Source organism: Amycolatopsis sp. DSM 110486 (assembly GCF_019468465.1).
Taxonomy (GTDB): Bacteria; Actinomycetota; Actinomycetes; order Mycobacteriales; family Pseudonocardiaceae; genus Amycolatopsis.
In genome coordinates this window covers 8,658,055-8,682,021 of sequence record NZ_CP080519.1, presented here as the reverse complement: position 1 = coordinate 8,682,021, position 23,967 = coordinate 8,658,055, and the positions used below count along the sequence as shown (strand labels likewise).

28 protein-coding genes are annotated in these 23,967 nt (G+C 68.1%); 15 read left to right on the top strand and 13 right to left on the bottom strand.

Going from position 1 to position 23,967, the window contains the following annotated elements:
• Window positions 1–305: 305 nt before the first annotated feature.
• Window positions 306–629 (top strand): hypothetical protein, encoded by a 324-nt coding sequence (locus tag K1T34_RS41985; protein WP_220240214.1) that lies wholly within the window; start codon window positions 306–308, stop codon window positions 627–629.
• Between the two features lie 157 nt (window positions 630–786).
• The gene (locus K1T34_RS41980) at window positions 787–3,510 is read left to right on the top strand and encodes an AAA family ATPase (RefSeq protein WP_220240213.1); all 2,724 of its coding nucleotides are present in this window, start codon (window positions 787–789) and stop codon (window positions 3,508–3,510) included.
• A 149-nt stretch (window positions 3,511–3,659) separates the two neighbouring features.
• On the opposite strand, the gene K1T34_RS41975 is transcribed toward K1T34_RS41980, so the two are convergent.
• Window positions 3,660–4,043, bottom strand: coding sequence for a hypothetical protein (locus tag K1T34_RS41975; RefSeq protein ID WP_255637962.1), 384 nt, complete (start codon window positions 4,041–4,043; stop codon window positions 3,660–3,662).
• A gap of 45 nt (window positions 4,044–4,088) precedes the next feature.
• Here K1T34_RS41975 and K1T34_RS41970 point away from each other — a divergent pair, with 45 nt between their 5' ends.
• From K1T34_RS41970 to K1T34_RS54910, 3 genes are all read left to right on the top strand, one after another.
• The gene (locus K1T34_RS41970) at window positions 4,089–4,586 is read left to right on the top strand and encodes a hypothetical protein (RefSeq protein ID WP_220247886.1); all 498 of its coding nucleotides are present in this window, start codon (window positions 4,089–4,091) and stop codon (window positions 4,584–4,586) included.
• Window positions 4,587–4,699: 113 nt separating this feature from the next.
• Window positions 4,700–5,542, top strand: a complete 843-nt coding sequence (locus K1T34_RS41965; protein WP_220240212.1) for an aminoglycoside phosphotransferase family protein — start codon at window positions 4,700–4,702, stop codon at window positions 5,540–5,542.
• 79 nt (window positions 5,543–5,621) lie between these two features.
• Entirely contained in the window at window positions 5,622–5,735 is a 114-nt protein-coding gene (locus K1T34_RS54910; RefSeq protein ID WP_360592818.1) for a hypothetical protein, read from the top strand.
• Window positions 5,736–5,825: 90 nt separating this feature from the next.
• On the opposite strand, the gene K1T34_RS41960 is transcribed toward K1T34_RS54910, so the two are convergent.
• Window positions 5,826–6,467, bottom strand: coding sequence for a MarC family protein (locus K1T34_RS41960; protein WP_220240211.1), 642 nt, complete (start codon window positions 6,465–6,467; stop codon window positions 5,826–5,828).
• Between the two features lie 9 nt (window positions 6,468–6,476).
• Between K1T34_RS41960 and K1T34_RS41955 the strand changes: the two genes are divergently transcribed.
• The 5 genes from K1T34_RS41955 (at window position 6,477) to K1T34_RS54905 (ending at window position 8,144) form a co-directional block, all read left to right on the top strand.
• On the top strand, window positions 6,477–6,629 hold the full coding sequence (locus tag K1T34_RS41955; RefSeq protein ID WP_220240210.1) for a hypothetical protein: 153 nt from the start codon (window positions 6,477–6,479) through the stop codon (window positions 6,627–6,629).
• Between the two features lie 80 nt (window positions 6,630–6,709).
• The gene (locus K1T34_RS41950) at window positions 6,710–6,913 is read left to right on the top strand and encodes a hypothetical protein (protein ID WP_220240209.1); all 204 of its coding nucleotides are present in this window, start codon (window positions 6,710–6,712) and stop codon (window positions 6,911–6,913) included.
• Window positions 6,914–7,248: 335 nt separating this feature from the next.
• Window positions 7,249–7,530 carry a hypothetical protein gene (locus tag K1T34_RS41945; RefSeq protein WP_220240208.1) on the top strand — a complete coding sequence of 94 codons (282 nt, stop codon included), beginning with the start codon at window positions 7,249–7,251 and terminating at the stop codon, window positions 7,528–7,530.
• Window positions 7,531–7,587: 57 nt separating this feature from the next.
• A complete protein-coding gene (locus K1T34_RS41940; protein ID WP_220240207.1) occupies window positions 7,588–7,770 on the top strand; it encodes a hypothetical protein in 183 nt (60 codons plus the stop codon).
• A 2-nt stretch (window positions 7,771–7,772) separates the two neighbouring features.
• Window positions 7,773–8,144 (top strand): putative T7SS-secreted protein, encoded by a 372-nt coding sequence (locus K1T34_RS54905; RefSeq protein ID WP_370643512.1) that lies wholly within the window; start codon window positions 7,773–7,775, stop codon window positions 8,142–8,144.
• Here the strand turns inward: K1T34_RS54905 and K1T34_RS41935 are convergent.
• Both K1T34_RS41935 and K1T34_RS41930 read right to left on the bottom strand, forming a co-directional pair.
• A complete protein-coding gene (locus K1T34_RS41935; protein ID WP_220240206.1) occupies window positions 8,141–8,440 on the bottom strand; it encodes an acyl carrier protein in 300 nt (99 codons plus the stop codon). The genes K1T34_RS54905 and K1T34_RS41935 overlap by 4 nt on opposite strands.
• Window positions 8,441–8,844: 404 nt before the next feature.
• Window positions 8,845–10,440 (bottom strand): acyl-CoA ligase (AMP-forming), exosortase A system-associated, encoded by a 1,596-nt coding sequence (locus K1T34_RS41930; protein ID WP_255637961.1) that lies wholly within the window; start codon window positions 10,438–10,440, stop codon window positions 8,845–8,847.
• 363 nt (window positions 10,441–10,803) lie between these two features.
• On the opposite strand from K1T34_RS41930, the gene K1T34_RS41925 reads away from it, so the two are divergent.
• Window positions 10,804–12,036, top strand: a complete 1,233-nt coding sequence (locus K1T34_RS41925; RefSeq protein WP_220240205.1) for an IS110 family transposase — start codon at window positions 10,804–10,806, stop codon at window positions 12,034–12,036.
• Here the strand turns inward: K1T34_RS41925 and K1T34_RS41920 are convergent.
• The 3 genes from K1T34_RS41920 to K1T34_RS41910 form a co-directional block, all read right to left on the bottom strand.
• Complete coding sequence (locus tag K1T34_RS41920; RefSeq protein ID WP_220240204.1) at window positions 12,020–12,367, bottom strand: hypothetical protein; 348 nt, start codon at window positions 12,365–12,367, stop codon at window positions 12,020–12,022. The two genes, K1T34_RS41925 and K1T34_RS41920, sit on opposite strands and share 17 nt — an antisense overlap.
• Window positions 12,364–13,368: a TauD/TfdA family dioxygenase gene (locus K1T34_RS41915; RefSeq protein ID WP_220240203.1), complete on the bottom strand. Its 1,005-nt coding sequence runs from the start codon at window positions 13,366–13,368 to the stop codon at window positions 12,364–12,366. Before K1T34_RS41915 ends, K1T34_RS41920 begins: the two co-directional genes overlap by 4 nt.
• Before the next feature lie 346 nt (window positions 13,369–13,714).
• A complete protein-coding gene (locus tag K1T34_RS41910) occupies window positions 13,715–16,822 on the bottom strand; it encodes a Pls/PosA family non-ribosomal peptide synthetase (protein WP_255637960.1) in 3,108 nt (1,035 codons plus the stop codon).
• A gap of 773 nt (window positions 16,823–17,595) precedes the next feature.
• Here K1T34_RS41910 and K1T34_RS54005 point away from each other — a divergent pair.
• Entirely contained in the window at window positions 17,596–17,976 is a 381-nt protein-coding gene (locus K1T34_RS54005; RefSeq protein WP_255637959.1) for a response regulator, read from the top strand.
• A 264-nt stretch (window positions 17,977–18,240) separates the two neighbouring features.
• Window positions 18,241–18,471 carry an ANTAR domain-containing protein gene (locus K1T34_RS54000; RefSeq protein ID WP_255637958.1) on the top strand — a complete coding sequence of 77 codons (231 nt, stop codon included), beginning with the start codon at window positions 18,241–18,243 and terminating at the stop codon, window positions 18,469–18,471.
• An 89-nt stretch (window positions 18,472–18,560) separates the two neighbouring features.
• On the opposite strand, the gene K1T34_RS54900 is transcribed toward K1T34_RS54000, so the two are convergent.
• The 5 genes from K1T34_RS54900 to K1T34_RS41875 form a co-directional block, all read right to left on the bottom strand.
• Window positions 18,561–19,187, bottom strand: a complete 627-nt coding sequence (locus K1T34_RS54900; protein ID WP_360592847.1) for a J domain-containing protein — start codon at window positions 19,185–19,187, stop codon at window positions 18,561–18,563.
• A 173-nt stretch (window positions 19,188–19,360) separates the two neighbouring features.
• Window positions 19,361–19,804 (bottom strand): VOC family protein, encoded by a 444-nt coding sequence (locus K1T34_RS41885; protein WP_220240200.1) that lies wholly within the window; start codon window positions 19,802–19,804, stop codon window positions 19,361–19,363.
• Between the two features lie 104 nt (window positions 19,805–19,908).
• On the bottom strand, window positions 19,909–20,040 hold the full coding sequence (locus K1T34_RS53995; protein WP_255637957.1) for a hypothetical protein: 132 nt from the start codon (window positions 20,038–20,040) through the stop codon (window positions 19,909–19,911).
• Between the two features lie 34 nt (window positions 20,041–20,074).
• Window positions 20,075–20,218: a hypothetical protein gene (locus K1T34_RS41880; protein WP_220240199.1), complete on the bottom strand. Its 144-nt coding sequence runs from the start codon at window positions 20,216–20,218 to the stop codon at window positions 20,075–20,077.
• Window positions 20,219–20,225: 7 nt separating this feature from the next.
• Window positions 20,226–20,435, bottom strand: coding sequence for a hypothetical protein (locus K1T34_RS41875; RefSeq protein WP_220240198.1), 210 nt, complete (start codon window positions 20,433–20,435; stop codon window positions 20,226–20,228).
• 252 nt (window positions 20,436–20,687) lie between these two features.
• On the opposite strand from K1T34_RS41875, the gene K1T34_RS41870 reads away from it, so the two are divergent.
• Both K1T34_RS41870 and K1T34_RS41865 read left to right on the top strand, forming a co-directional pair.
• Complete coding sequence (locus K1T34_RS41870) at window positions 20,688–21,236, top strand: hypothetical protein (RefSeq protein ID WP_220240197.1); 549 nt, start codon at window positions 20,688–20,690, stop codon at window positions 21,234–21,236.
• Window positions 21,237–21,757: 521 nt separating this feature from the next.
• Window positions 21,758–22,813, top strand: coding sequence for an NACHT domain-containing NTPase (locus K1T34_RS41865; protein ID WP_220240196.1), 1,056 nt, complete (start codon window positions 21,758–21,760; stop codon window positions 22,811–22,813).
• Here K1T34_RS41865 and K1T34_RS41860 read toward each other — a convergent pair.
• Entirely contained in the window at window positions 22,785–23,918 is a 1,134-nt protein-coding gene (locus K1T34_RS41860) for a C45 family peptidase (protein WP_220240195.1), read from the bottom strand. The genes K1T34_RS41865 and K1T34_RS41860 overlap by 29 nt on opposite strands.
• Between the last annotated feature and the right edge of the window lie 49 nt (window positions 23,919–23,967).

Genomic DNA, 23,967 nt, shown 5'->3' with positions numbered 1-23,967 from the left:
GCGAAGAAGCTGTTGACAACCTTGGCTTCTTCGGCGGCGCCGGCGCGGAAGAATCGGGCTGTGGTCTGCGCCGAGGCGTGGTGGGCCAGGGGCGGGACGTCGGCTCCCCGTGGCTACGGTCGGGATCGGATCAGGCCGTCGACGTCCAGTCTGTTCATAGCGGGCGAGTCGACCCCGTGGCTGGAGAGACAGAGTGTGGCCCCGCCCCATTTCGCACAAGACGTAACTCCCGCGCGGCCCACCAAGTTACACCGGGACGCGCGGCCTGACCCTGCCCATCACGCATTCGAGTGAGGACCCACGTCATGACCGCTCCCGCCTTCGACACACCACCCCACGGTCGGCACCGCACCTCCGGCGTCGTCGCCGTCCGGCTCCGCCGCGGCGTACCACTGCCCACCGGCCGCGTCTGCGGCGAGACCGACCGCGAGGTGCACCACGTGCCCTCCCCCGCACTCGCCAACCCCGGCAACACGATGACCGCCCGCTGCGGCACCGAACTGCCCCACGACAGCATCGAACTCGTCGACGGCGACGTCGGCGTCCCCTGCTCCCCCTGCCTGCTGCAGTTCATCACCCCCCGCGGCCCGCGCCCCGACCCGGCGGAGCAGAGCTGGCGCGAGTGGTGAGCCCTGCGACTGCGCGCGGAGATGTAGCCGGATAACGCACGAAAGCACACTGTGGGACACGAGGGCGGAGTTATATTCAAGGGCCCACTGAGGTCGCCCTGGGGTCTGTCTGCTCAGGCCGGCGTGGTGGCGGAGGAGCTGGTGGCGGTGGTGCGAGATGCTGCGAAACCGACACAGTGAGCGGGTTGAGCTCGACCGGCTGGTCGACGACGTGCGGGCGGGTCAGAGCCGGGTCCTGGTGGTGCGTGGCGAGCCCGGCGTGGGCAAGACGGCCTTGCTGGAGTACGTCGCCGAGGTCGCCCGGGGGTGTCGGGTGGTGCGCGCGGCCGGAATCGAGTCGGAGACGGCGCTGGCCTTCGCGGGCCTGCACCAGGTGTGCGCGCCGATGCTGGATCGGCTGGCGTGGTTGCCGGACCCGCAGCGGGTCGCGCTGGAAACGGTTCTGGGGCTGGGCACCAGCGCGAGCCCGCCGGATCGGTTCCTGGTCGGGTTGGCCGTGCTGAGCCTGCTGGCCGAGGCCGCCCGTGAGCGCCCGCTGGTGTGTCTGGTGGACGACGTGCAGTGGCTGGATCAGGTGTCGGTGCAGGCGCTGGCGTTCGTGGCGCGGCGGCTGTCGGCCGAATCGGTGGGCATGGTCTTCGCCCTGCGAGAGCCGCAGGAAACCGGGGAGCTCGCGGGGCTTCTGGACCTGGCGATCGGTGGTCTTCCCGCCGAGGACGCGCGGGAGTTGCTGAGCTCGGCGCTGCGGGGACCGCTGGACCCGCAGGTGCGGGACCGGGTCCTGGCCGAGACGCGGGGGAATCCGTTGGCGCTGTTGGAGCTCCCGCGCGGGCTGAGCCGGGCCGAGCTGGCGGGTGGGTTCGGGCTGCCGAGCACCGTGGGGTTGCCGAGCCGGATCGAGGAGAGTTTTCAGCGTCGGTTGGCGCCGTTGCCTGGCGAGACCCGGTTGCTGCTGCTGGTCGCGGTGGCGGAGCAGAGTGGTGAGCCGGTGCTGGTGTGGCGCGCGGCCGAGCGGCTCGGCATAGGGATCACGGCGGCGGCACCGGCGGAGGCAACGGGCCTGGTCACCTTCGGTCCGCGGGTTCGGTTCCGGCATCCGCTGGTGCGCTCGGCCTTCTACCGCGCCGCCTCCCCGCAGGATCGGCGCCGCGTGCACGCCGCGCTGGGCGCGGTCGCCGACCCGGAGCGGGACCCGGATCGCCGGGCGTGGCACCGCGCCCTGGCGACGGCGGGGCTGGACGAGGACGTCGCGGCCGAGCTGGCCCGCTCGGCCGGGCGGGCGCAGGCGCGCGGCGGGGTGGCCGCGGCCGCCGCATTCCTGCAACGGGCCACCGAACTGACCCTCGACCCGGCCCTGCGCGCCGAACGCGCCCTGGCCACCGCACGAGCCAAGCACCAGGCCGGCGCGCTCGACGCCGCGAAGGACCTGCTGGCCATCGCCGAGGCGGGCCCGCCCGACGAATTCCGCAGCGCCCGGTGCGAACTGCTGCGCGCCCAGAACACGTTGGCACTCAGTCACGGCCGCGACGCTCCGCCGCTGCTGCTGAGAGCGGCCGCCCGGCTCGCGCCGCTCGATGTGAGACTGGCCCGCGAAACCTACCTCGATGCACTGGAAGCGGCAGTTTTTGCCGGCAGCGGCGAGGGAATTCGGGAGGCGGCGAAGGCTGCGCACGGCGCGCCTCCGGCGCCGGAGCCGCCACACCCGCTTGACCGGCTGCTCGACGGCCTCGCCGTGCAGCTTGTGGAGGGATACGCGGCCTCAGTGGTGCCGTTGCAGCGGGCGCTGGCCGCGTTCCGCAGCCCAGATCTCGCCCCTGAGGAGGTGCTTCGCTGGACATGGCTGGCCCTTTTCGCCGCCCAAAACCTGTGGGACGACGAGACGTTCGACGTGATCGCTGGCCGGCACGTCCAGATCGCCCGCGATACCGGCACGCTCGCCGGGCTCCCGCTCGCCCTGCAATCGCACATGTGCGGACGCGTGTTTGCCGGCGAGCTGACCGAGGCCGAGCCGTTACTCAAGGAATGCGAGGCGGTCGCAGAGGCGACAGGGACACAGATCGCCCCTTACGGTGGCCTGCTGCTCAGGGCCTGGCAGGGGCGGGAGGCCGAGTTCCACACCCTGAGCGAGTCAGCCGTCACGGGCGCGGTCGAGCGGGGCGAGGGCGTCGCGCTGACTGCGGCCGCGTGGGCGAGCGTGGTGCTCTACAACGGGCTCGGCCGCTACGAGGACGCCCTGAGGGCAGGCCGGCAGCTCATGGACTACGACTACCCGGGCCAGCGGTTCGTGTCCCAGTGGGGCGCGGCCGAGGTGATTGAGGCGGCCGCCCGAGCCGGGGCGCGGGAGCTCGCCACCGACATCTGGGCCTGGCTCTCGCCGCTGCTGCGGGCCACCGGCACCGACTGGGCGCTCGGCGTGGAGGCCCGCACACGCGCCCTGCTGGCCGAGGGCCCGGCCGCCGAGGCCGCCTACCGCGACGCCATCGACTACCTCGCCCCCACCCGCATCCGACCCGACCTGGCCCGCGCGCACCTCCTCTACGGCGAATGGCTGCACCGCGAACGTCGCCGTGGCGACGCCCGCAACCAGCTGCGCACCGCGCACGACCTGTACTCGACGATGGGCATGGCCGGCTTCGCCGAACGCGCCGCCCGCGAACTCCACGCCACCGGCGAAACCATCCGCACCCACGCCACCGAGACCAGCAGTGACCTCACCGCCCAAGAAGCCCAGATCGCCCACCTCGCCCAGACCGGCCACACCAACCCCGACATCGCCGAACGGCTGTTCCTCAGCCCCCGCACCATCGAACAGCACCTCACCCGCATCTACGACAAGCTCATGACACCACCGAAACCGCCGTCTCCTCCGGCGCCACCGTGACTGCCCTTGCCGCAGGCGACGGGGTCGGCGATCTTCTTCCGGTGCCAGGCTTAGAGCGTGTCTCATGTGGTGAGTTTGCGGAGTTTCTTGTTGGGCCGGCGTGGTGCGAGGTTCTCTTGGTGGTTCAGACCTCGCCTCGATGTGAGTGCTCAGCCCTCGGCGTATACGTACACGAAGTTGCTGCAGCTGAGTTCCGTGTCGCCCTCGTAGTTGCACGACTGGACATAGATCCAGCCGGATTCGGGAATGTCGGCCAGGTCGTGGTCGACGCAATTACCGGCCTCGGGCGCGTCACTGATGTGACGCAGCGTATTGGGCGAGGTCGACCGGTAGTAGTAGGCCTCCGGGTGGTGGCCGTCGGCGAGAAGGTCGCAGTTGAGCAGGTGCTCCCCAGTCGGGTTGAAGCAGGCCAACGCTCCCCCGTCCGGCGAGCCGGGGCCCACGCAGGCAGCCAGAGCGGTGGCCGCCGGCACCGCCGCCTGGGCGACCTGGTCGGTCTCGTTCGTCGCGGCGTTCGCGGTACCCCAGCTCAAACCGAGCGTTAACAGCGTCGTCGCGGCGGCGTACGTGGAGCGCGTGTGACAACTGCCAGGCGGGCTCCTCGGCGTGAGGCCGGGGCGCTGAAGGACAAGGGCGTCCCCGCCCCCGACATCGCGAAGAAGCTCACCATCAAGGCCGGGACGAACGCGGGCAAGTCGCCGTCGGTCGCCTCGCTCTACCGGGCACTCGCGGAAGCCGAGGCCGCCGCGGTGGACGAGGGCCTGCCCCTTCGGCCCAAGCCCGTACGCATCCGCCAGCCCGGGGAGCCGGGCACCCCCTGCAAACACGAACACGCCTGCATCCGCTGCCCCAGCCTGCGCCTCGACCCACGCGCACGATCGCGGCTCGTGGAGATCATCGCCAACCTCCGCGAACGCATCGACGAAGCCAACAACAACGGATGGTTCGGAGAAGTCGCCGGCCTGCAGACCAGCCTGAATGAAGCAGCCCGCAAGCTGGTCGGCCTCGACCGAGCCCGCGAACGCCAGCTGGCCGGGCCTGTCAACCTCGGCCTGCCGGTCATCATTGACCCGTAGCCCCATCGTGAGAACCCTTGTCCTCGCCGAAATGACGAAGTCCGCGGTCGCGATGCGCGAACCATCGACCGAGGACCCGCTACACGGCGTCAGCGATGCGCTAGGTTTTGGCCATGCCCAAGGCTGCTCCGGACTTACTGGCGATCGCCTCCGCGCTGCTGCCCGGCGTACGGCTGGACAACGCCTTCACCGCAATCGACGGCAATATCCACCACGTGCTGCTGATCCCGGGCATCGCCGCCGTCCGAGTCAGCAAGCGGCCGCTGGCCGCCGCGTCGATGCCCCGCCGGGTGGAGGTATTGCGGCAGCTGGCTTCCGCTGACCTGCCGTTCCAGGTGCCGGAGCCGCTTACGCCCGTGACCATGTTCGGCGATCGGGCCGCCGTTGCTGTGTCGTGGATTGGCGGTGTTGCCTTGCCTCAGGGAGTTGGCGATCCGTCGCAGGTGGCCGACGCGTTGGCGGCTGTGCACTCCGTGCCACTCAGTGATTCGCTGCTGGCGGCCCTGGATGGCCGGGCGCTGGGTCCGTCGTGGTCGACGGTCATCGCCGAGGAGATCCTGCCCCGCCTACCGGCCCGCTGGCAGTCCGAGGGACGGCGGCGTCTGGACGCCGCCCTCGCCCTGGAGCCCCTGCCCGATGCGTTGGTGCACGGCGATCTCGGCGGGTCCAACGTGCACTGGTCGGCGGACGGCAAGCTTCTCGGCATCCTCGACTGGGACATGGCCATGCCCGCCGACCCCGCCATCGACGCCGCCCTGATGGCCTGGCACGGCTGGGACAAGGTCCGCCGCGCCGTTCCCGCCGCGACCTATCGCCGCGCACGTACTTGGGACGCCCTGTTCGGCGTCGGCCACCTGGTCGCCACCATGAACGGCCGCCCCATGACCGACCCCGACGGGTTCGTTGCAGCGATCGTCCCCTGGCTTGAGACCAACACCCTCGCGAGTCACGCTTAGACCTCGGCATACAGCACACCAGCTTGACGAAACTGCGCATCCCAGTAGTCAAAGACGTTTCGTCTTAGTCCAGATAATCGTGCACTACTACTCGACCATCGCACCGGTCCTGCTCCCGCACCTGCGCGGCCGGCCGGTCACGTTCGTCCGCTGGCCCGACGGCACCGGTCGAGGTCGTGCTGGCACGACGTGATGAGGGCGGGGAGCTACGCCGAATCGGGCCGTCGTTCCCGTTGGCGCCATCGTTGCGGGACAGATCAGCGAGCACGTCACGCCCACCGGCCTAATGCGGGACCGGCCCGATGACACCGACCGAGGCCAGGCCATCGAGAACCAGCTGCACGGCGATCGCCGCGATGAGGAACCCGAAGACCTTCTCCGTAACCAGCATGCGGTTCTCGTCTAGCTTCTCGCTCACTCGGTTCGCCCACCGGAACACCAGCACATCCAGTAGCAGGACGAAGACCAGGATGCCGAACTCGACGGCGAAAACACTGACCGAACTCGTCTCCGCAGAGATCGTCATCAGGCCGACGATGCCCACCGGGTTGAGCAGGTAAGGCACTGCCAGCGGGAACACCGCAAGCTGCATCGGGTCTTTCCCGGCAGTGCGGGCGCTGCCGCTTTGAGGCGGCGAGAGCACCATCCACACCGCCAGCACGAGCAAGATCACGCCACCGGCGATCGACAAGGATCCGATCGTGAAGTGCAGCAACACGCGCAACAGCTCACCCAGCACCATGAGTACCACGGCCACCACGGCCGCTGTGGTCAGCATCTTGCGCAGCACGCGCCGCTTGGCGTCCGCGTCAAGGGAAGCCGTGATTTCCACGAACGGGACCAGCGCGATCTTCGGCCCAATACCGATCAGCAGTATCAGGAACGTGTCGATCGCACCGGCAGCAGTGATCGACGTCTGATCCATCGTCCCAGTGTGACCATGGCCAGGACCCCGGCGCCTGGTCCACCACGGGTGATGTCCCTCGCCGCCGCCGCGACCGAGCGCGCCAGCACCGTGCTCGAGCAGCCGATCCGCCTCACCGCGCTCCTGCTGACCACCATCGACCCTGACCCCGCCGCACCGTGACCGTCTCCGGCCTGCGGCGGACGACCCAGCCCGCGCGAAACGCCCGAACGTCAGCGGCCGGGTGTGCGACCGTCGTGATCATGAACGACACCTGGACACTTCGGCCGCTGCCCAAGTCCGCCCGGCCTTGGGCCGACCGCGACGCCGCCATGCCGGCGCCCCAGTGGGCGCCGGTCATCGACACCGACGCCGCACCCCTGGCGCAGCTGCCGCGGCCGACGCCCGACGAACCCTCGGTGGTAACCGGCCAGGCCCCGCCAACTTGGTACGACCGCCGGACCTGATCGCGCCTGCACCGGGAACGCTTCGGCCCGCGCGCGTGTCTCCCCCGCGACCACTCCAGCCGAAAGGGCGCCTTTCAAGTCGACTGGGAAGGCGCGGCGTCCGGCGGCCCGTACGCCAGCAAAGCGATCGACTCAGAGCAGAACCAGAAGGGCGGCCTCGCCTTGAAGGACTTCTACAACGAAAATCGAGTGGTCGACAACGACCCGTTCTGGGTCACCATCGTGTAGCCGGACCAGGAGGGATACATGAACAGCCGGTGAGGACGGCAACCGCTGATCTGCAAATGAGTGACGCGAGCTTCGTCGTTACGGACTAGACCGGCTCGATACCCAGCGTGGACCTTGCCTATGCCAACGGTCTCGTGGGGGCGGATTTCAACGGGGCGATCGTCCTCGACGGCATCGCTAACGGTTGGGTCACAGTGACCGTGCAGCTGCTCGACGCCGCACCCGACTCGGCCGAGTTCGACGGCTGGGACGACGTCGCCGAGGTGTCGATCGAGTCGGAGGACGGAGAACTCATCGTCCACGACCTGGGGGACGATCCGCCTCCGGAGTTCCTCGAATTGGCCCACGTGGGACCCGGCACCTACCGGCTATATCGGGCCCAGCGGTAGCCGCGACCGTGACGCTCGACGGCACGAGCTGAAGCAGTTGCGAATTCACGGACTGGCGTGCACGACGCGTTGATGGATTTCTGCGTGCGCTGGAGTGACGGCTTCGACACCCTCACCGACGACGCCGGCGCCATCTCGGACACACTCTCCCGCGCTACGCAGGCATACCGCGCCGTCCATGACGCAGCCACCCGCTCGTTGACGACTGGCCCCGGCGAGGGAGCAGACAACGACGGCTGAACTTGGACAAACCCAGGATCCAACCGAGTTGGTGCCAGGCAAACCTGAGGCCATCGAAGACAACGTCCGGGTGCTGCGGTGCCCGAGCCGACCGAGCCGGCCACGCGTCCGAGGGCCTCAAAGCGATCGATACGAGAGCCTGGACAGGGCCGGCGGCTCATGCATTCCACGACAAGTGCTGCTACGAACCGGCCAAGTGGTGTGACGCCGCCGACTCCATGCTGTCCGCGGCCGACGCCTTGGACCACGCCGGTATAACCGGCGACCTACCGGCGAGCGGTATGCAAGGCGGCGCTGCGGGCCTCGTCCGCCCCGGCGACGCGCGCCGGGCGCGGGACCGGGTCGGCGGCCGTCATGCCGTCGCGCATCTCTAGCACTTGACTCCGCCGTGTGGCTCCAAGTCCACTTTGGACTCCACGAAGGCCGCGAGCCGCCCGAGTGTGTCGAAGATGTCACCGACGATCTCGTCGATCTCGATTACGATCCCGAACCGTTTCTGCAAGGCCACGATGAGCTTGACGACGGTGAGCGAATCGAGCTCAGGAAGATTGCCGTATAGTCCCGTTTTCGGCCCGAGGTCATCGGCCTGGTCCTCGATGTCCAGCGTGACCACCACAACGGCCTTGACGTCCTCGAAAATCGCTTGCGAGATCTCTTGCGAGCGAGCCATATAGAATCTCCTCATCGGTCGTACAGGCCCGGCGGCCTGCGATCTACATCAACAGCTCCCTCTGGTGTCGGATGGCCGAGGAACGCTGTAGGACTGGCGTCATCCGGCAGGCGCCGGCCTGAACGACCGCCACAAGGTCGCCGGTCTCAGCACCCGGGACGCCCATGCGGTTCGTGACGGCGACCGGGCAGTTCGTCTTGCGGATGACCTGTCCGAAGTTCCCCATGGCAGCGAACTGGTGGCGGAGGCCGCCATCGACGAGGCAGGTGTGGCCGCGCGACTCCTTGCCGTGGGTGGCACCGGCGCGGTCAGCGAGCAACCCGACCGAGGGCGGCGGCCGATGTCGAGCATGCCGTTGGCGATTGCGAACGGGCAGATCGTGGGGCGCGCGTGGGCGACTGCGGTCATGCGGGCTCCTGAGGGCGGGCGGCGGCGAGCTCGTGGCGAAGGACCGCCCGGTCGAACTTGCCGTTCGGCGATTGGGGAAGGGCGCTTCGGACCATGACCTCGGCGGGAACCATGTAGCCGGGCAGTTCCTGTCGCAAGCGCGCGGTCACCGCGGCCGGATCGAAGCCGGCGGGATCGCGGGGGGTTACGACGAGGACGACCCGGTGGCCGAGCGCCTCGTCCTCGATGCCGATTGCTACGGCGTCGTGGACCAGTCCGGTCTCGTAGGCCACTTCCTCGATCTCTTGGGGGCTGACCCGATACCCCGATGTCTTGATCATGTCGTCGCGCCGTCCGACGAAGTACAGGAAGCCTTCCTCGTCGCGGACGACGACGTCGCCGGACCAGACTGCCAGTTCAGGCGTACACAGCTCGACTGGACGGTTCGGCGGCGGCCGGAACCGCTCGGCCGTCCGCTGCGCGTCGTTCCAATAGCCCAACGTAACGAGCGGACCTCGGTGTACCAGCTCACCCGGCTCACCCGGACCACACAGGCCGCCGTCCTCCCGGACTACGAGGATCTCGGCGTTCGGGATGGCCTTGCCGATCGAATCTGGCCGCCGGTCGACCTCCCGCGGATCGAGGTAGGTGGAGCGGAACGCCTCTGTGAGGCCGTACATCAGGTACGGCGCCGCAGCCGGGAAGATCGCTCGCAGCCGTTGCAGGGTGACGCGCGGGAGGCGCCCTCCAGTGTTCGCGAAGTAGCGCATCCCGTCTACGGCCTCGGATGGCCACGTCTGGGCCGCGAGCTGGATCCACAAAGGCGGTACACCAACCATCCCGCTGATGCGGTGCTCCGCGCACAGCCGGACGACATCTCCCGGCAGCAGGTAGTCGGCGAGCACCACGTTGGCACCAACGTAAAAGCCGGTCGTCAATTGGCTCAGTCCGGCGTCGAAGCTCAGCGGGAGAACCGCCAGGATCCGGTCGTCTGCCGTGTTGTTCAGGTAAGTGCTGACACTCTCCGCGCCGACGAGCAGGTTGCGGTGCGACAGCACGACGCCCTTCGGGGCTCCGGTGCTCCCCGACGTGTAGAGGATCGCGGCCATATCCGTGTCGACGCCACCCGCGGGAGGACACACCTCCTGGGTTGCGCGCTCGGCGACCTCTGACCAGGCATGTATGCGGTAAGGGGCTTCCTTGTCCTCACCAGGCGAGTCGCCCAGCACGAGGACGTGGGCGAGTGACTTGCAGGCGGCGAGCTCGTCGCGCAGGGCCCGCAGCCGATCCGTGGACGTCACCACCACCCGCGCGGCGCAGTCATCGAGAATGTGCCTCACTTGCCTGCCCCGCAGCACGGGATTCACCGGGATGAACACGCCACCGGCCCGCGAGCAGGCGAACAGCGCCACGACGGTCTCGATCCTCTTGTCCAGGAAGACCGCGACGCGCTCACCATCATCGAACCCGAGATCGCGCAGGCCGGCGGCCGCTCGCTCCGTCCGCTCGGACAGATCCGCGTAGGAGATCGTGGTCGTTCGCGCGGTCAGGGCGGGCGCGCCTGGGGCGCGTTGGGCGGACCTGGCAACGAGGTCCGGCAACCGCATGATCATCTCGGAAGATTCCTAATCGGTAGTAGGAGTAGTTCTTCCGGCTCGTGATCGAGCCGGTTGGTGCTGGTCCGCCGGCGGGCGATGCCTAGGTTTTCCGGTCGTTCGACGACTTAAGAAAGAACGGCGCGTCGGCCGGTGGGCCGGTGCTTGTGGTGGTGGGATGTCGTGGCGCGAGTCCGCCGCAGGAGGTGACCTCTCGGTGTGTTCCCGAGCCGCGAGCTCTTCGGCAGAACGAGGTTCCTGCGGTGTGCTGGAGTCACGAACGGCTACTGAGATGACGGACCATCGAGTCCCGCGATTAGGGCGCTGCGTGACCCTGCCTGGACCCGTGAGCAGCCGCAATAGCGAAGGAGGCGTGACGGTTTGACACTGTTCTGCGGCATCGACTGGGCCGAATCCCACCACGATGTCGCCATCGTCAACGACACCGGAACCGTGGTCGCGAAAGCCCGCATCGGCGACGACGCGACCGGGTTCGCCCACCTGCTCGACCTGCTGGCCGAGGGCGGCGACACCGCCGGAAACCCGATCCCGGTCGGGATCGAGACCGACCACGGACTGCTCGTCTCTGCGCTGCGCGCCACCGGACGCACCATCTACGCGATCAACCCGCTCTCCGCATCGCGGTACCGGGCCCGGCACCAGGTCTCGGGCGCGAAGTCCGACGCCGCGGACGCGGTGATGCTGGCCAACATCGTGCGCACCGACGCCGACGCACACCGCCCACTGCCGGCCGACACCGATCTCGCCCAGGCGGTGCGGGTGCTCGCGCGGGCCCAGCAGGACGCGGTCTGGGCCCGCCAGCAGCTGGGCAACCAGCTCCGATCGCTGCTCAAGCAGTTCTACCCCGCCGCGCTCGACGCGTTCGCCGGCCAGCCCGAGGGCGGCCTGGCCCGTCGCGACGCCCGCACCGTCCTCGCCGCCGCACCCACACCCGCGCTCGCAGCGAAACTCACCCGAGCACGTCTGCGGACACTGCTGGCCAAGGCCGGGCGCCGCCGCAACGTCGATACCGACGTTGATCGCCTCCACGGTGTGTTCCGGTCTGATCGGTTGCGGCAGCCACCGATCGTGGAGAACGCGATGGGCATCCAGTTTTCGGCTTTGCTGAGCCAATTCGAGGCCGCCTGCGCCGCCGCTGACAGTCTGGCGGAAGCGGCACGAACCCATTTTGAGCAGCACCCGGACGCCACGATCATCACCAGCTTCCCCGGCCTGGGACTGCTGGCCGGCGCCCGGGTGCTCGCCGAAATCGGAGACGACCGCACCCGCTTCACCGACCCCCGCGGCCTCAAGGCCTACGCCGGATCCGCCCCCATCACCCGCGCCAGCGGCCGAAAAACCGTGATCACGCACCGACACATCAAAAACCGGCGCCTGGCCGCGGTCGGCCCGATCTGGGCACTGGCCTCGCTGCGCGCCAGCCCCGGCGCCAGACGCCACTTCGACACCCGCCGCGCCGCCGGAGACTGGAACCACCAAGCCCAACGACACCTGTTCAACAAGTTCCTCGGACAGCTTCACCACTGCCTCCAAACAGGACAACTCTTCGACGAACATCAGGCCTTCCCACCTCCACTCACCGCTGCGGCTTGACTCTTAAGAACCTGAGATGTCTTTCTGGGTCCTCCACACAGCTGGACCAGTAGGCGATGTCGAGGTAGCGCTCGCCGAGGTCCGGGGCGATCGCCGCAGTGACGCCAGGCGCCGTTGCGGGTGAGCCGGCTCGTCGCGCCGCCGTGCCGGTGGATCCGCCGGACAGGAACCGTGCCTGCCCGATGCTGTTCACGCACCGATCGTTGGAGCCGCCCACCTCCCGCACGTGCTCGAGTCGTGTGCCGAGGAAGCCGTTGCTCGCGCCCCTCCAGCGCGCTGCACCTGGGCACCGTCGGATGACCGCGAACAGTCGCACGAGCGACGTGGTCATCCGACGTTGACCTCGACGGTCGGCGAGCAGTCGGCCAGGCGAACCGGGTCAGCCATCCCGACCAGTACTTCGCGCGGTCCGGTGAAGGGCTCCCTGCTGTGTGCGCTGCCGATGTTGTCGACGAGCATCAGATCGCCCGCCTGCCAGGGCTCCCGCATGGTTTTGGCCTCGTACACCTCGTTGATCAGCTGCACGACGTCCTCGCCGATCGGGTCGCCGCCGCCGAAGCGGGTGGTGAACGGCAGCCCCTCGGCGCCGTAGGTGTCGACCAGGAACTCGCGCACCTCGGGGTCGAGCGTCCACTCGTTGAGGAAGGCGATCTGGTTGAACCAGCAGCGCCGGCCGGTGGCCGGGTGCCGCACCACCGCGCTGCGGCGCTGCCAGGTGCGCAGCCCTCCATCGGGTTGCCACTCGAACTCGATGGCATTGGCGCGGCAGTAGCTCTCGACCGCGACACGATCCTCGGTGCCCAACGCCTCGGCGAGCGACGCGCCGATCTCCTCGTTGTAGTTGCGAACGAGCATCCAGCCCTCCCGCTCGAGCCGCTCGACGAGGTCACCGGGCAGCGCCTCGAGCACGGCCGTCGAGCCCGCCACACCGGTTGCCCCACCCTTGGCGGGCGCGGACAGGCACGCGAACAACATCAGGCCGGGAAACTCGAGCCGGTAGCTCACTTCGTGATGCATGCACATCGGCTGGTTCGATGGCCACTTCGACGAGGAGTACACGCCCTCGGCGTAGGTCTGCCGCTGGGCGAACGCCTCCCTCTCGGTCATCAGGCCTGCGGTGGCCAGCCCACGGAACACCGCGGCGACCTCGGCCGCATCGCGCAGCCCGAGACCGCGGACCAGGACCGCACCGTGCTCGGCGACGACGGCGCGCAAGGCATCGCGGTGCACGGCCGCCCAGCCCGGCCCGTCGCCGGTGGCATCGGCCTGCAGCATCGGCACGCTGCCGAGCTGCAGATCCACGTCCACCAGCGATGATGACGAGGACGACATCTTGATCTCCCTTCATTCCGACCAGAGAAAGACGTGAGCAGTTCGGGGCGTGCTCGCGGTGCGGTAGCTCGGCGATGTCCTTTAAGGACACCGCGCGACTGCACCTTCGCGTACGCGCCAGACCGGGTGCGGCGGCAGCGCCATCCCATCGGCCGGCCGGCGCAGCGCTGCCGCGAGGTCGTCATCGAGGGTCGCCGCGGTGCTTGGCCGCCGCCCGGTGCCGGGTCGAGCGTCCACCGCGAGATCGCGGTCGCGCCGCCCGCGAGCAGGACAGCCCGCCAGAACTTCCCGGCCGGTTTCTCCCCGCTTGTCCATCGAATCATCCCTACATTCCACGTTTGCCGGGTCAGCCACCGCGGACGAGCACGGCGGCGCCGTTGTCATCGATGCTGATCTTTCGGACCTGCAGATCGACCGAGTGCTCGCGCATCTCTGTGGCGGGGTTTCCGCCCCACAGTGCGTTCGGTGGCATTTCCTCGCCCTTCATGAGGAAAGAACTGGTGGCGAGCACCGCGCGGTCGCCCGTCGTCACGCCATAGTGGACGAACGCGCCGACACCGAGGGTGCAGCCGGCACCGATCGCGATGCGGTCCGACTTGAACCCGCCGTCCTCCTGCGAGTGGCACTGGACGATGGTGTCCGCGTTGAGGGTGCAGTTCTCACCGATCGTGGTGAAACTCCGCTCGGGCACGCGGAGGCCGTCGTCGAAGACCCGGCGGCCGACCCGCATACCCAGCAGCCGCCAGATCACGTTCTTGAGCGGGGTGCCATTGAAGGCGAGGACATAGGTCAGGGAACTCACTTTCCAGAAGCGTTCGTGCCGCCAGAAGGTGCGGTCGTAGATCGAGCACCCCTGCGGCACCAAGGCCTGCAGCGGCCGGAACAGCCGGTCGACGAGGACGTTGTAGGCGACCGTGAAAACGATGACCACTGCGGTGGCCAATGCGACCGCGAGTGCGAGCGAGCCCAGGAAGTGCAAGAGGTTGATCGCAGCCAGATAGACCACGGTGAGGGACAAGACGAAGGTCCAGCGCACCAGCAGGAACAGCGCCATGCTGATGGTGTTGTAGATGGTCTTGGCCCGGAGGCCGCGGCGCAGCTCGTCCGCGCTGGTCACGTCGAGCTGCCTGTCGCGCTTGACCGACCGCGGGATCTCGAAACTGGGCGCGCCGAGCAAGCCCACGCCTTCCCGCACCTGTCCGTCGAGAGGAACCATGACCTTCGTCGCGAGAAGGCAGTTCTCGCCCGCCTTGCTCTGCGGGGGGTAGGCGATCATGTTCCCCAGGAAGTTGTCCGGTCCGATCGACGCGTGGGACAAGCGGAAGGAAGTGCTCGAGAAATCGGCATTGATGATGGACAGCCCGTCCGCGACCATCGTTCCGCTGCCGGCCGCGCTGAGGAACGGGGTGTCGTGCTTGACCATTTCGCCGAAGTTCGAACCGGTCTGCCGCACGCCGCGAAGGCTGTAGCCCAACCAGCGGAGGTAGTAGATGATGTAGGAGGTTCCACCGAAGAGAGTTGTGAATAATCTGATGTTGGTCGTGCGGGCGATCGCGCGATGGACCCAGTAACGGAATCCGTACAGCGGATAGACCTTGTCCGGCTTGATGAAGAGGTTCAGCACGCGCGGAACCGTTCCCACAAGCACGAGGCCGACGAGCACGGCGCCGAAGAAGACCACGGCGGAGACGACCAGCGCGTCACGGAAGAACGTCCAGGTCGTGAGCGACACCGGTGCCGAGTCCAGCAGGGGGCCGAACTCCGGGAGCTGAGGGATCGCGAAGTCCGCGATGCCGAACGTCAGTGGCAGACCCAGCAGGAGCAGGTTCCCGAGCTGCACGGCCGAGAAGACCACCCGCCGCCCTGTGCCCACGTCGCGCGCTGAGACCGCCATCTGGTTCGTCTTCTCGGCCCGCTGGGCAGGCGCGCCGACCCAGCGCTCCCCAGCAGGTATTGCCTGACCCGCGTGCAGCGCGGACGAGTGTCCGAGCTGGGCCCCGTCACCGAGCGAGGTCCGGATGTCGAGCACCGTCGCCTCGCCGACGAGCGCGTCCTTGCCGATGCTCACCGCGCCCGTCTGGATGACACCATCGTGGGCTCGGTAGCCGTTGAAGAACGAGTCCTTCCGGATCACCGCGCCGTCGCCGATGCTGAGCAGGTCGGTGCACGCGGGCAGGTTCCTGGAGAAGATGACGGCGCCACGCCCGATCTCCGCGCCCAGTGCCCTCAGGTAGAGCGCGTAGAGCGGTGAACCGACGAACAAGATCATCGGGTTGCGCTGGATCAGGGTTTTGACGAGCCAGAAGCGGACGTACGCCATGCTCCAGACCCGGATCTCCTGAGGCTTCCACCGGCCGACGAACACCCACTTGACGAGGATCGGAAGGGTGCACAGGCCGAGGAACATCGCGGCGCCGAACGCGACCGAACGCAGGTAGACGTCGACCAGGTTCGGGCTGGCCGAGACCCACTTGAAACCCGCCACCCAGACGGCCGCGGTGAGGCCGGGGTAGCCGAGGAGGAACAGGAGTTGCAACGTCCCGCAGAGGACGTACTTGCCATTGCGGGCGTGCCTCGGCGGCTCATTGGGAGCCGCCGGAGTTGCCGGCTGCGACGCGGCGGTTTCGGTGTCGGTTGTGGTGGTGAGGGCCGCTGCGAGGCTTCGGATGGTCGGGTGCTTGTAGGTGTCGGGCATGGATACCGAGGGCAGGTCGGGCCGTTTGCGTATGCGTGCGCAGAAGCGGGCCATGACCATGGAGTCGGCGCCGAGGTCGTCGAAGAAGTGGCTGTCGACCGGTACGTGGTCGGTGCCCATGATGTCGGCGAGCACTTCGGCGAAGAGTTGCTCGCATTCGGCGGGCGTGGTTGCCGGTTGTGAGGCTGGCGTGGTTGCGGTGTCGGTTGTGGTGCTCGTGAGGGCTGCGGCAAGACTCCGAATCGTCGGATGCTTGTAGACGTCCGGCATCGACACCGACGGCAAGTCGGGCCGTTTGCGTACCCGCGCGCAGAAGCGGGCCATGACCATGGAGTCGGCGCCGAGATCGTCGAAAAAGTGGCTGTCGACCGGTACGTGGTCGGTGCCCATGATGTCGGCGAGCACTTCGGCGAAGAGTTGCTCGCATTCGGCGAGCGTGGTTGCCGGTTGTGAGGCAGGCGTGGTTGCGGTGTCGGTTGTGGTGCTCGTGAGGGCTGCGGCAAGACTCCGAATCGTCGGATGCTTGTAGACGTCCGGCATCGACACCGACGGCAAGTCGGGCCGCTTGCGTACCCGCGCGCAGAAGCGGGCCATCACCATGGAGTCCGCGCCGAGATCGTCGAAAAAGTGGCTGTCGACCGGTACGTGGTCGGCGCCCACGATATCGGCGAGCACCTCGGCAAAGACCCGCTCGCATTCGGCGAGCGTGGTCAGATTGTCAGCCGGCTCAGCGGTCAGGACGCCGTGGGAGTTTCCCATTTGGTGAACCTCTTGAATCAGAAATTGGAGGGATCGGCGCGACAAGCGGGCCTGACTCATGAACGACATCCACACTTGCCTGGACTGCTATCGGAGCTGGGGCCAGAACACGGCTAGCCGTAAACCGGCGCGGTGCGCAGCAGGAAGGATGGGTGCAGCCTCCGACTGCGGCCTCGCGTCCTGAGCACAGCGGGGTTACCGCCGGATGTAGGTACGCATCGACCAACACCGGCGGCAGGCCCGTCTTCGCCCGTAAGATGCGGAACCGGGCCCGCGGCAGGGAGTAAGCGCCGAGATCATCGGAGAAGTGGCCGCAAGCCGAGACGCGGGCGGCAACGAGTGTCGGCCAGCGCGCTCGGCCTCGATGGCCGGCGCCTTGCACTGGGCCGTGCCGCGAAAGGTGCCGCCCGCCGTCGGGCAGGGCGGGCGTCGCCTGAGCCTTCGCGGTGCCGACCCGTGTCTCATGCGACTGAACTCCCGCCAACCCGAATCCTCAACGAAGACGTTCTTGACACGCCCCAGCCCGATACGGAATGGTCGGAGCTAGCTCCACAAGAACATCTGTTTTTGTGCTCGCAATCCAGACTAGTGGTGGACGACGCCCGGCTGTCAAGCCTTTCTGGAGCGATAATTTCCAATGCCACGCAGGAGGCGGCGCGGAATTGGTGCAGCCTTTGTGCCGCAGTCGCACCAATTGGATCTTAGATTTTTTCTGCCTACGCCTGGGAACGACGCCACCCGCGACGTGACCGGGCTGTCGCGACGCCGCTCCGGTGATCCGGTCGGCGCGTGCCGATCAAAACGCATTCACGGGCGGATGCGAACCGATTTCGCCGTTCGCGCGGGCAAACGAACAGTCCGCTCAGGTTAGCGGTAGGCAAAATGATCGCGCACTGCCCTGGAATCGGGAAACGCGGATATTCTCGGGGCATGGCCCGGTCCTTGTCGTCGAAGACGACGGCACTATCGGTGAGGTTCTGCACACGAGCCTGGCCCAGCACGGGCACGAGGTCGCGTGGCACACCTGTGGCCGCACGGCCTTGCAGGACGCGGCGAAACAGCCGTGCGACCTGGTCCTGCTCGATCTGGACCTGTCGGACGTGGACGGTACGGAGGTGTCCACGCGCTGCGTGGTGCGCTGCCGGCGTGCGTGATCGTGATGCTCACTGCGCGTGCTGACGAGATGGACGAGGTCGTGGGACTCGGGCGGGCGCGGACGACTACCTCGTGAAACCGGTGGCGCTGGGCGAATTGCATGCTCGTTTGCGCGCGAACCTGCGGCGCCACTCGTCCGATCGCAGCCAGGTTGAGATCACGCTCGGCCGGCTGAGGATCGACCCGGCCGCTCGCCGGGTCACCGCGGACTCGTCTCCACCGAGACGGACGCCTTCGGCGACGAGACCGAGTAGAACGGCCGCATGTTCGTCATCCACGCCGCGATCGCGCTCGTCGGTGCCCAAACCGAAGCTCACCTGCACCTTGCCATGGAAAGCCGGGGCGTGAACAGCATGGCAAAGGGCATACTCATGCAACGCCGCGATGTGGACGCCACACCCGCGTTCCGCATGTTCGTCGACGCGTCGCAGCACGGCAACATGAAGTTGCACGAGGTCGCCGCCTGGCTCGTTGAGCACCGCCGCGACCTGTGACGAGCGAGATTAGACCCCGGATAGCCGGATCGGACTTGCGGCGGCCGTAGTCCGGTCAATGGTGTTGTGCGCGGGATACCTCGCCGAGATCAACGGCTTCGTGGTGCCGTGGGATGAGGCGATCGCGAAGGCGAAGTCTCTCTCGAGTCAGTATGCGGTCCGACGGTGACGTCTGTCGCCACGGCGATAGTGGCCATCCCGCGAGGCGGCCCGCAACGCTTCACCGGAGTCGACCTGGACCATCCCCGCGGGGATGACGGGATGGGCCCGCGGCAACGGGTAACCCTCGAGCCTTGAGCCTCGCCTGGATGCGTGACGGAGGTTCTCAGCCAACGTTGAGTAGTCGGCGCATCTGCTCCCTGTCCGCGCTCGAGGGGATCACGGTCACCAGCTTTTCGGTGAGGGTGGCGGTGGACGGGGCCGGCGCGCACGTCTGGTTCTGGCGGTGTGGTGCGGGGGTGCACGCGCACGTGGATGTCGTGGCCTGGTGTGGGGCGCTGGTGCGGTTCGGTGGGTTGCCGCGCGAGGTGGTCGCGGAGGTGGCGGTAGGCGGTGATCACGGCCGCGAGTCGTTCGCGGTCCGGGTGTGGTGTGTCGGGGTGGCACTCACGCACGGCGCGCCGGTAGGCGGCGGTGATCTCGGCGGTGCTGGCGCCGGGTGCCACGCCGAGCACCGCGTGGGGGTCGGGCAGGTCTGCGGGGTGGGAGGGGTTCATGGCCAGGACCGGAGCGAACCGGGCACAAGACTTCCACTGATCGTTATGTCGGCGTGTTGTGGGAGAGGCGGACAGTGGCGTCACCGCGGCGGAGATCAGTGGCTCCATCCGGCTGACGTGGGTCGCCGGAATGGCGTCGCTTCCGGGAGCAGTACTTGGCCGTTGGTTCAGGTTCAGGTGCCGGCCGCTCGGCGCGTCGCGATGACGACGGGGTTGTCCGGCATGTCGGCCCAGGCGATCTCGAAGTAGTTGCCTTCCGGGTCGCAGAGGTAGGCCGAACGCCCGGTGAAAAACTCCGCGTCGACGGGTTCCTTGGTCACGCGAGCGCCGGCGGCGCGCATCTGCTCGGTCAGCCGGTCGACCTCATCGGCGCTGTCGACCATCACGCCGATCGTGAACCGGATGCCGCCTGTGCCGGGGTCGGGATCGGTGTTCCCGTCGCGTGCGAGCTTGGCGAGCGGGAACAAGGCCAGCACGATGCCGCGAAGCTCGAAGGCCACGAACTCGCCGTCGTCCATGATCTGCGGCCAGCCGAGCGCGCGGTAGAAGTCGCGCAGCGCGCGAAGATCACGCGCACCAAGAGTGATGAGGTTCGCCAGCGGTGCGGATGTGTTCATGGTGTCGAGTATTCGCCGGTCGTCCAACATCGGAGCGGAGCCTGCTGCCAGGGATGGTGCAGGTACGGGTTCCCGTCATAGAAGGACTCGCCGCCGTCGAGCACCTACACTTTCGTCGCGTCGACGCCGTTGAAGTCGCCGCCGACGAACCCGGGCAGGTCGTCGCCGTGCATCGCGCGCAGGATCTGCGCGGCGTCCGACCACGCGCAGACCTGATCGAACGGCGACAGGTGCACGGGCCCGACGCGCAGCCAAGGTCGAACACCTCGGTCACGAGGGAGTGCCACGTGCCCGTGCGGCGCGCTCGAACCGGCCTACCGTGCCGGGCGCCGCGTTGATCCCGTCGCGCCAGAGCAGCGCAGCGTGGTGGATCCCGCCGCCCATCGCGAGCACCGGCGCCCGCCCGGCTTCCATCGACGGCTCACAGCTTGGCCGCCCACCGCACCCCCGCTGTCGCGAGCTCCCGCTTGCCGGGCTCGTTACCGGGGCTGGGTTCGCGGGCGACGACCTCTCGCACCGCCAGCACGTCCGCGTCGAGGCCACGCACCTGGGTTTCCAGCCGCGCGAACCGCTTCATCGCGGCCGGGGTGTCGGTGTCGTAGAGGTTGAACGCGCACACCGACACCGCCACCGAAACAGTCCTTGTCACAAGCGGGTTCACCGCGCAGGAACGCGACGCCATCATCGGTGGGCTCTACGTCCTGGCCCGGACCGTGCATGCGACCATCGCCGCGGTCGCCGGTGGCGTTCGCCGGTGCCGGGGCGGCCGTCAGCTCGGAGCCGGCGGGGCGGGCCGCGCCCCCGGTACAAGCGGGCCACGCGGCCACACCGAGCGTCATGACACCGGACAGCGTTGGTGCGCTGCGAGATCTGTACGCGGAAGATGCAGGGCGCGGCGATTCGCAAAGGCGTGTACTACCGGTGCATCGCGCGGACACTGGCGCCGGGCTCGGCGGCGCTCGCCGACCACCCGAAGACGGTGAATCTGCGAGAGGACGTCGTGACTCCGCCGATCAACGATTGGCTGTGTCAGGTCTTCGACCCGGCCAACCGGGACGAGACAGTGGCCGCGCTGGTCGGAGCGCAGGGCGGCCAGCCAGGCAGGGGCCGGGACGCCGTGGAGAAACGACTTAAGGACGCGGAAGCACGGCTGCGCAGGCACCAGGCGGCGATCGAAGCAGGGGTTGACCCGGCGGCCCTGGTCGACGCGATGAACATCGCTCAGGCCGAGCGGCAAGCAGCGAAGGAAGAGCTTCAGCACCTGCCAGAAGCGCAGACGATCGACGCGGCAGAGGTGCACGCGATGCTCGACCAGCTCGGCGACGTCGCACGGCACCTCAACTCACGGAACCCCGACCGGATCATGCAGGTGTACCGAGAGACCTGGGCCTGCAAGTCGTCTACGACAACAAAAAAGAGGCGGTCGTGGTGACCGCCTCTCCCCGTGTGGTTAACGTGTGTGTCCGAGGGGGGACTTGAACCCCTTCGCATGGGAGATCTCCCAGATTTCGGGAGATCATGTCATTAGAGTAGCTGACGCCTACGCGCTGTGCACACTCCCCCAGTACCTGCCCTCACAACTCCCGTGGTCGCGCAAATCCACCGCTCACCCTCACCGCGACATCGAGCCTGCGAGTGAACTCGCGAAGACGTCGGGCCGGACCGCCAACGGCGAGGGTCAGGCAACGCGTTCGAACAGCACGGTCACCCGAGCCCGGAGCCGGAGCGGCCGATCGACATCACCGAAGTACTCGCCCGCGACGGACACGTGCTGATCCAGGGTCCGCCGGGCGCGGGAAAGTCGACCTTTGGGCACATGTACGCCTACCGGCTCTCCGAAATTTGACTGAATGGTACGGGAGTACCGCCGATCGGTGAACCGATGCTGCCGTCCGGATCTCGGCTCGCGCGCTCGCCGGCTCCTGGGCATGGAGCGAACTGGTCGCGGCCGGAGTGCGGGACGCGCTGCAGCGCCGGCTCACCCATGCACCAGCGGCCAAACTGTTCACCCGGCGCACCGTGGGTGCCCGCTGGCTTGTGTTCATCGACGGCCTCGACGAAATCACCGAAGCCGAAACCCGGAAGGAAGTCATCGCGGCGATCGCGCATCAGGTCCGCCGGAACCCGGACCAACGACTGGTGATCACGACCCGGCCCCTTGAAGGCGGCGAGCTGAGGCGACTGGAAGACGCCGGCGTCACCAAGTACTCGATTCCGCCCTTCGGACCGGACGAGCTCACCGACTTCGCGCACGCCTGGTTCCGCGCTCAGGACCCGCTGACCGCGCCGGACCGGGCGCGCGAGTTCATCAGGCAGGTCAGCGACTGCAAGCTGAGTGGACTGGTCCGCAACCCGCTGCTCGCCACAATCGCCGCCATCGTCGCGACGCTGAACCCCGGCCGCCCGCTGCCGGACAGCCGAGTCGACCTCTACACCACGTTCATGCAGCACCTACTCGACCGCTCAGTCGGCGGTCGCGACACGCTCGCTGAACTTCGCCGCCGGCTCGGGCATCAACCGCAGCGGATGCGCTTGATCGAGTGGCTGGACGAGCACCCAAGTCGCCCTCATCGAGCACCTCGCGGAGTGCCGACTCAAATCGGACAGCTCCCTAAAGACCACAGCCGAGAATTGGGTCGAGGAACGGCAAACGGTTCTACCGGCGGGAAAAACGCTGCCGGACGGCCGGCAGGACAACCTCTCGGCCCTGCTCGCGGGCACCGGGATCTTCGTGCGGACCGAGACCGACCTGCAATTTCTGCACCATTCGTTCGCCGAGTTCCTGGCCGCCCGGTGCGCGCGCGGGAGGTGTCTGCGGATCCTACGAATCTGGAGAATTGGATCAGCCGGGGGTTGGAACAATCGACGCAATCCTTCATGTTGTTCACCTCGCTCTCTGGAACCGGGGAGGCCACGATCTTCGCTCACCTTCCTTCGCCGCACGCGATCACGTCCGTGCCGGACCCCGGTGCAGGCGGGGTCATTCGTCGCCGCCGGGGCCGTCGTTGATGTTCCAGGGCAGCAGGGTGTACTCGTTCTCGCAGGGGTTGCCGCCGGTCACACGGTATTCGCCGGTGGTCAGGTCCGCCAGGGCAGACATCATCGTCATGCTGTGCCGCACTTCCGGCTGTCGCGGGTCGGGGTGTTCGCACACCGCGTGCGGGAAGCCGATGTGGTCGCTCATCGTCCGGCGGATCGTCGCGCGGACCTCGTCGGAGCCGGCGGCGCTGCGGACGCCGGCCAGCCCGCGTTCGATGACCGGTACGCGGTAGAGCGAGTCGACCGACGAGGGCCGGTAGCCTTCCGCGATCTCCGGCGGCACGCCGTACTGGTAGTGGTTGGCGTGTACCAGGATCCCGTTGTCCGGGTAGCCCCAGCGATGGGTCACCGGGGTGGTCTCCAGGTCGATCGCCACCCCGCCGCGGGCGGTGAACAGCAGGTTGGTGGCGATGTGCTGGTGGACGTCGTAGGGCACTCGGAGGGCGTCGCGCAGGTAGGCACTGTCGAGGATCATCCGCCGCAGGAAGGGCTGGGGAAGCCCGAGCGGGGTGCGGAACGCGCCGTCCAGTCCGTTGCCGTTGAGCGCGATGCCCGCCGAGTTGACACCGTGCCGGCCGATCTGCCCGGCCTCGACCTGCATGATGATCGTCGGTTTCGGCGGCTGCACCACGCGCAGCATCACCACGGTCCGCGCCGTTCCCACGCGCCAGTCCCAGTTCTGGCCGCAGTAGACGTGGCCGTCGCCGGTGGCCTCGGCAAGCAGGGCGAAGGACGAGCAGCCGTCGACCTCCTGCGGGCCGAATCCGCTGTCGTGCGCCCGGACGATCTCGCCGCGGGCGTTGAGCGCGAACACCTCGTCAGCCCGCAGGCCGGCGCCCTCGGCGATGGCGTCGATCTCGGTCAGCAAGTCGGGGGCGACCTCGGCCACCGGATCGCGCCAGGCGCGGGCCCGTTCGCAGACGTCCGCCCAGTCCAGGGCGGAGGAGTAGTGGAAGCCCTCGCGGTAGTAGTCCACCGATGCCCGGATCAGGGGGCGGGCGGCCTCTCCGTAGGCCAGGCCGCGTTCCCGGGGCCCACCGCTGATCTCGATGAGCGGGATGTCCCACCCTGTCATTGCCAACTCCCTTTGCTCGCGTTCGTCATTTCGGTCGGGTCCACCCGGG

What these genes read in the sequence shown, in the direction of transcription:
- K1T34_RS41880 (WP_220240199.1), bottom strand. Translation starts at nt 20,218, where the DNA reads ATGGAAGCCGGGCGGGCGCCGGTGCTCGCGATGGGCGGCGGGATCCAC.
- K1T34_RS54000 (WP_255637958.1), top strand. Translation starts at nt 18,241, where the DNA reads ATGTTCGTCATCCACGCCGCGATCGCGCTCGTCGGTGCCCAAACCGAA.
- K1T34_RS41920 (WP_220240204.1), bottom strand. Translation starts at nt 12,367, where the DNA reads ATGACCACGTCGCTCGTGCGACTGTTCGCGGTCATCCGACGGTGCCCA.
- K1T34_RS41885 (WP_220240200.1), bottom strand. Translation starts at nt 19,804, where the DNA reads ATGAACACATCCGCACCGCTGGCGAACCTCATCACTCTTGGTGCGCGT.
- K1T34_RS41930 (WP_255637961.1), bottom strand. Translation starts at nt 10,440, where the DNA reads ATGATCATGCGGTTGCCGGACCTCGTTGCCAGGTCCGCCCAACGCGCC.
- K1T34_RS41965 (WP_220240212.1), top strand. Translation starts at nt 4,700, where the DNA reads ATGCCCAAGGCTGCTCCGGACTTACTGGCGATCGCCTCCGCGCTGCTG.
- K1T34_RS41860 (WP_220240195.1), bottom strand. Translation starts at nt 23,918, where the DNA reads ATGACAGGGTGGGACATCCCGCTCATCGAGATCAGCGGTGGGCCCCGG.
- K1T34_RS41915 (WP_220240203.1), bottom strand. Translation starts at nt 13,368, where the DNA reads ATGTCGTCCTCGTCATCATCGCTGGTGGACGTGGATCTGCAGCTCGGC.
- K1T34_RS41910 (WP_255637960.1), bottom strand. Translation starts at nt 16,822, where the DNA reads ATGGGAAACTCCCACGGCGTCCTGACCGCTGAGCCGGCTGACAATCTG.
- K1T34_RS41985 (WP_220240214.1), top strand. Translation starts at nt 306, where the DNA reads ATGACCGCTCCCGCCTTCGACACACCACCCCACGGTCGGCACCGCACC.
- K1T34_RS41980 (WP_220240213.1), top strand. Translation starts at nt 787, where the DNA reads ATGCTGCGAAACCGACACAGTGAGCGGGTTGAGCTCGACCGGCTGGTC.
- K1T34_RS41960 (WP_220240211.1), bottom strand. Translation starts at nt 6,467, where the DNA reads ATGGATCAGACGTCGATCACTGCTGCCGGTGCGATCGACACGTTCCTG.
- K1T34_RS54900 (WP_360592847.1), bottom strand. Translation starts at nt 19,187, where the DNA reads ATGAACCCCTCCCACCCCGCAGACCTGCCCGACCCCCACGCGGTGCTC.
- K1T34_RS41935 (WP_220240206.1), bottom strand. Translation starts at nt 8,440, where the DNA reads ATGGCTCGCTCGCAAGAGATCTCGCAAGCGATTTTCGAGGACGTCAAG.
- K1T34_RS41870 (WP_220240197.1), top strand. Translation starts at nt 20,688, where the DNA reads ATGCAGGGCGCGGCGATTCGCAAAGGCGTGTACTACCGGTGCATCGCG.
- K1T34_RS41950 (WP_220240209.1), top strand. Translation starts at nt 6,710, where the DNA reads ATGAACGACACCTGGACACTTCGGCCGCTGCCCAAGTCCGCCCGGCCT.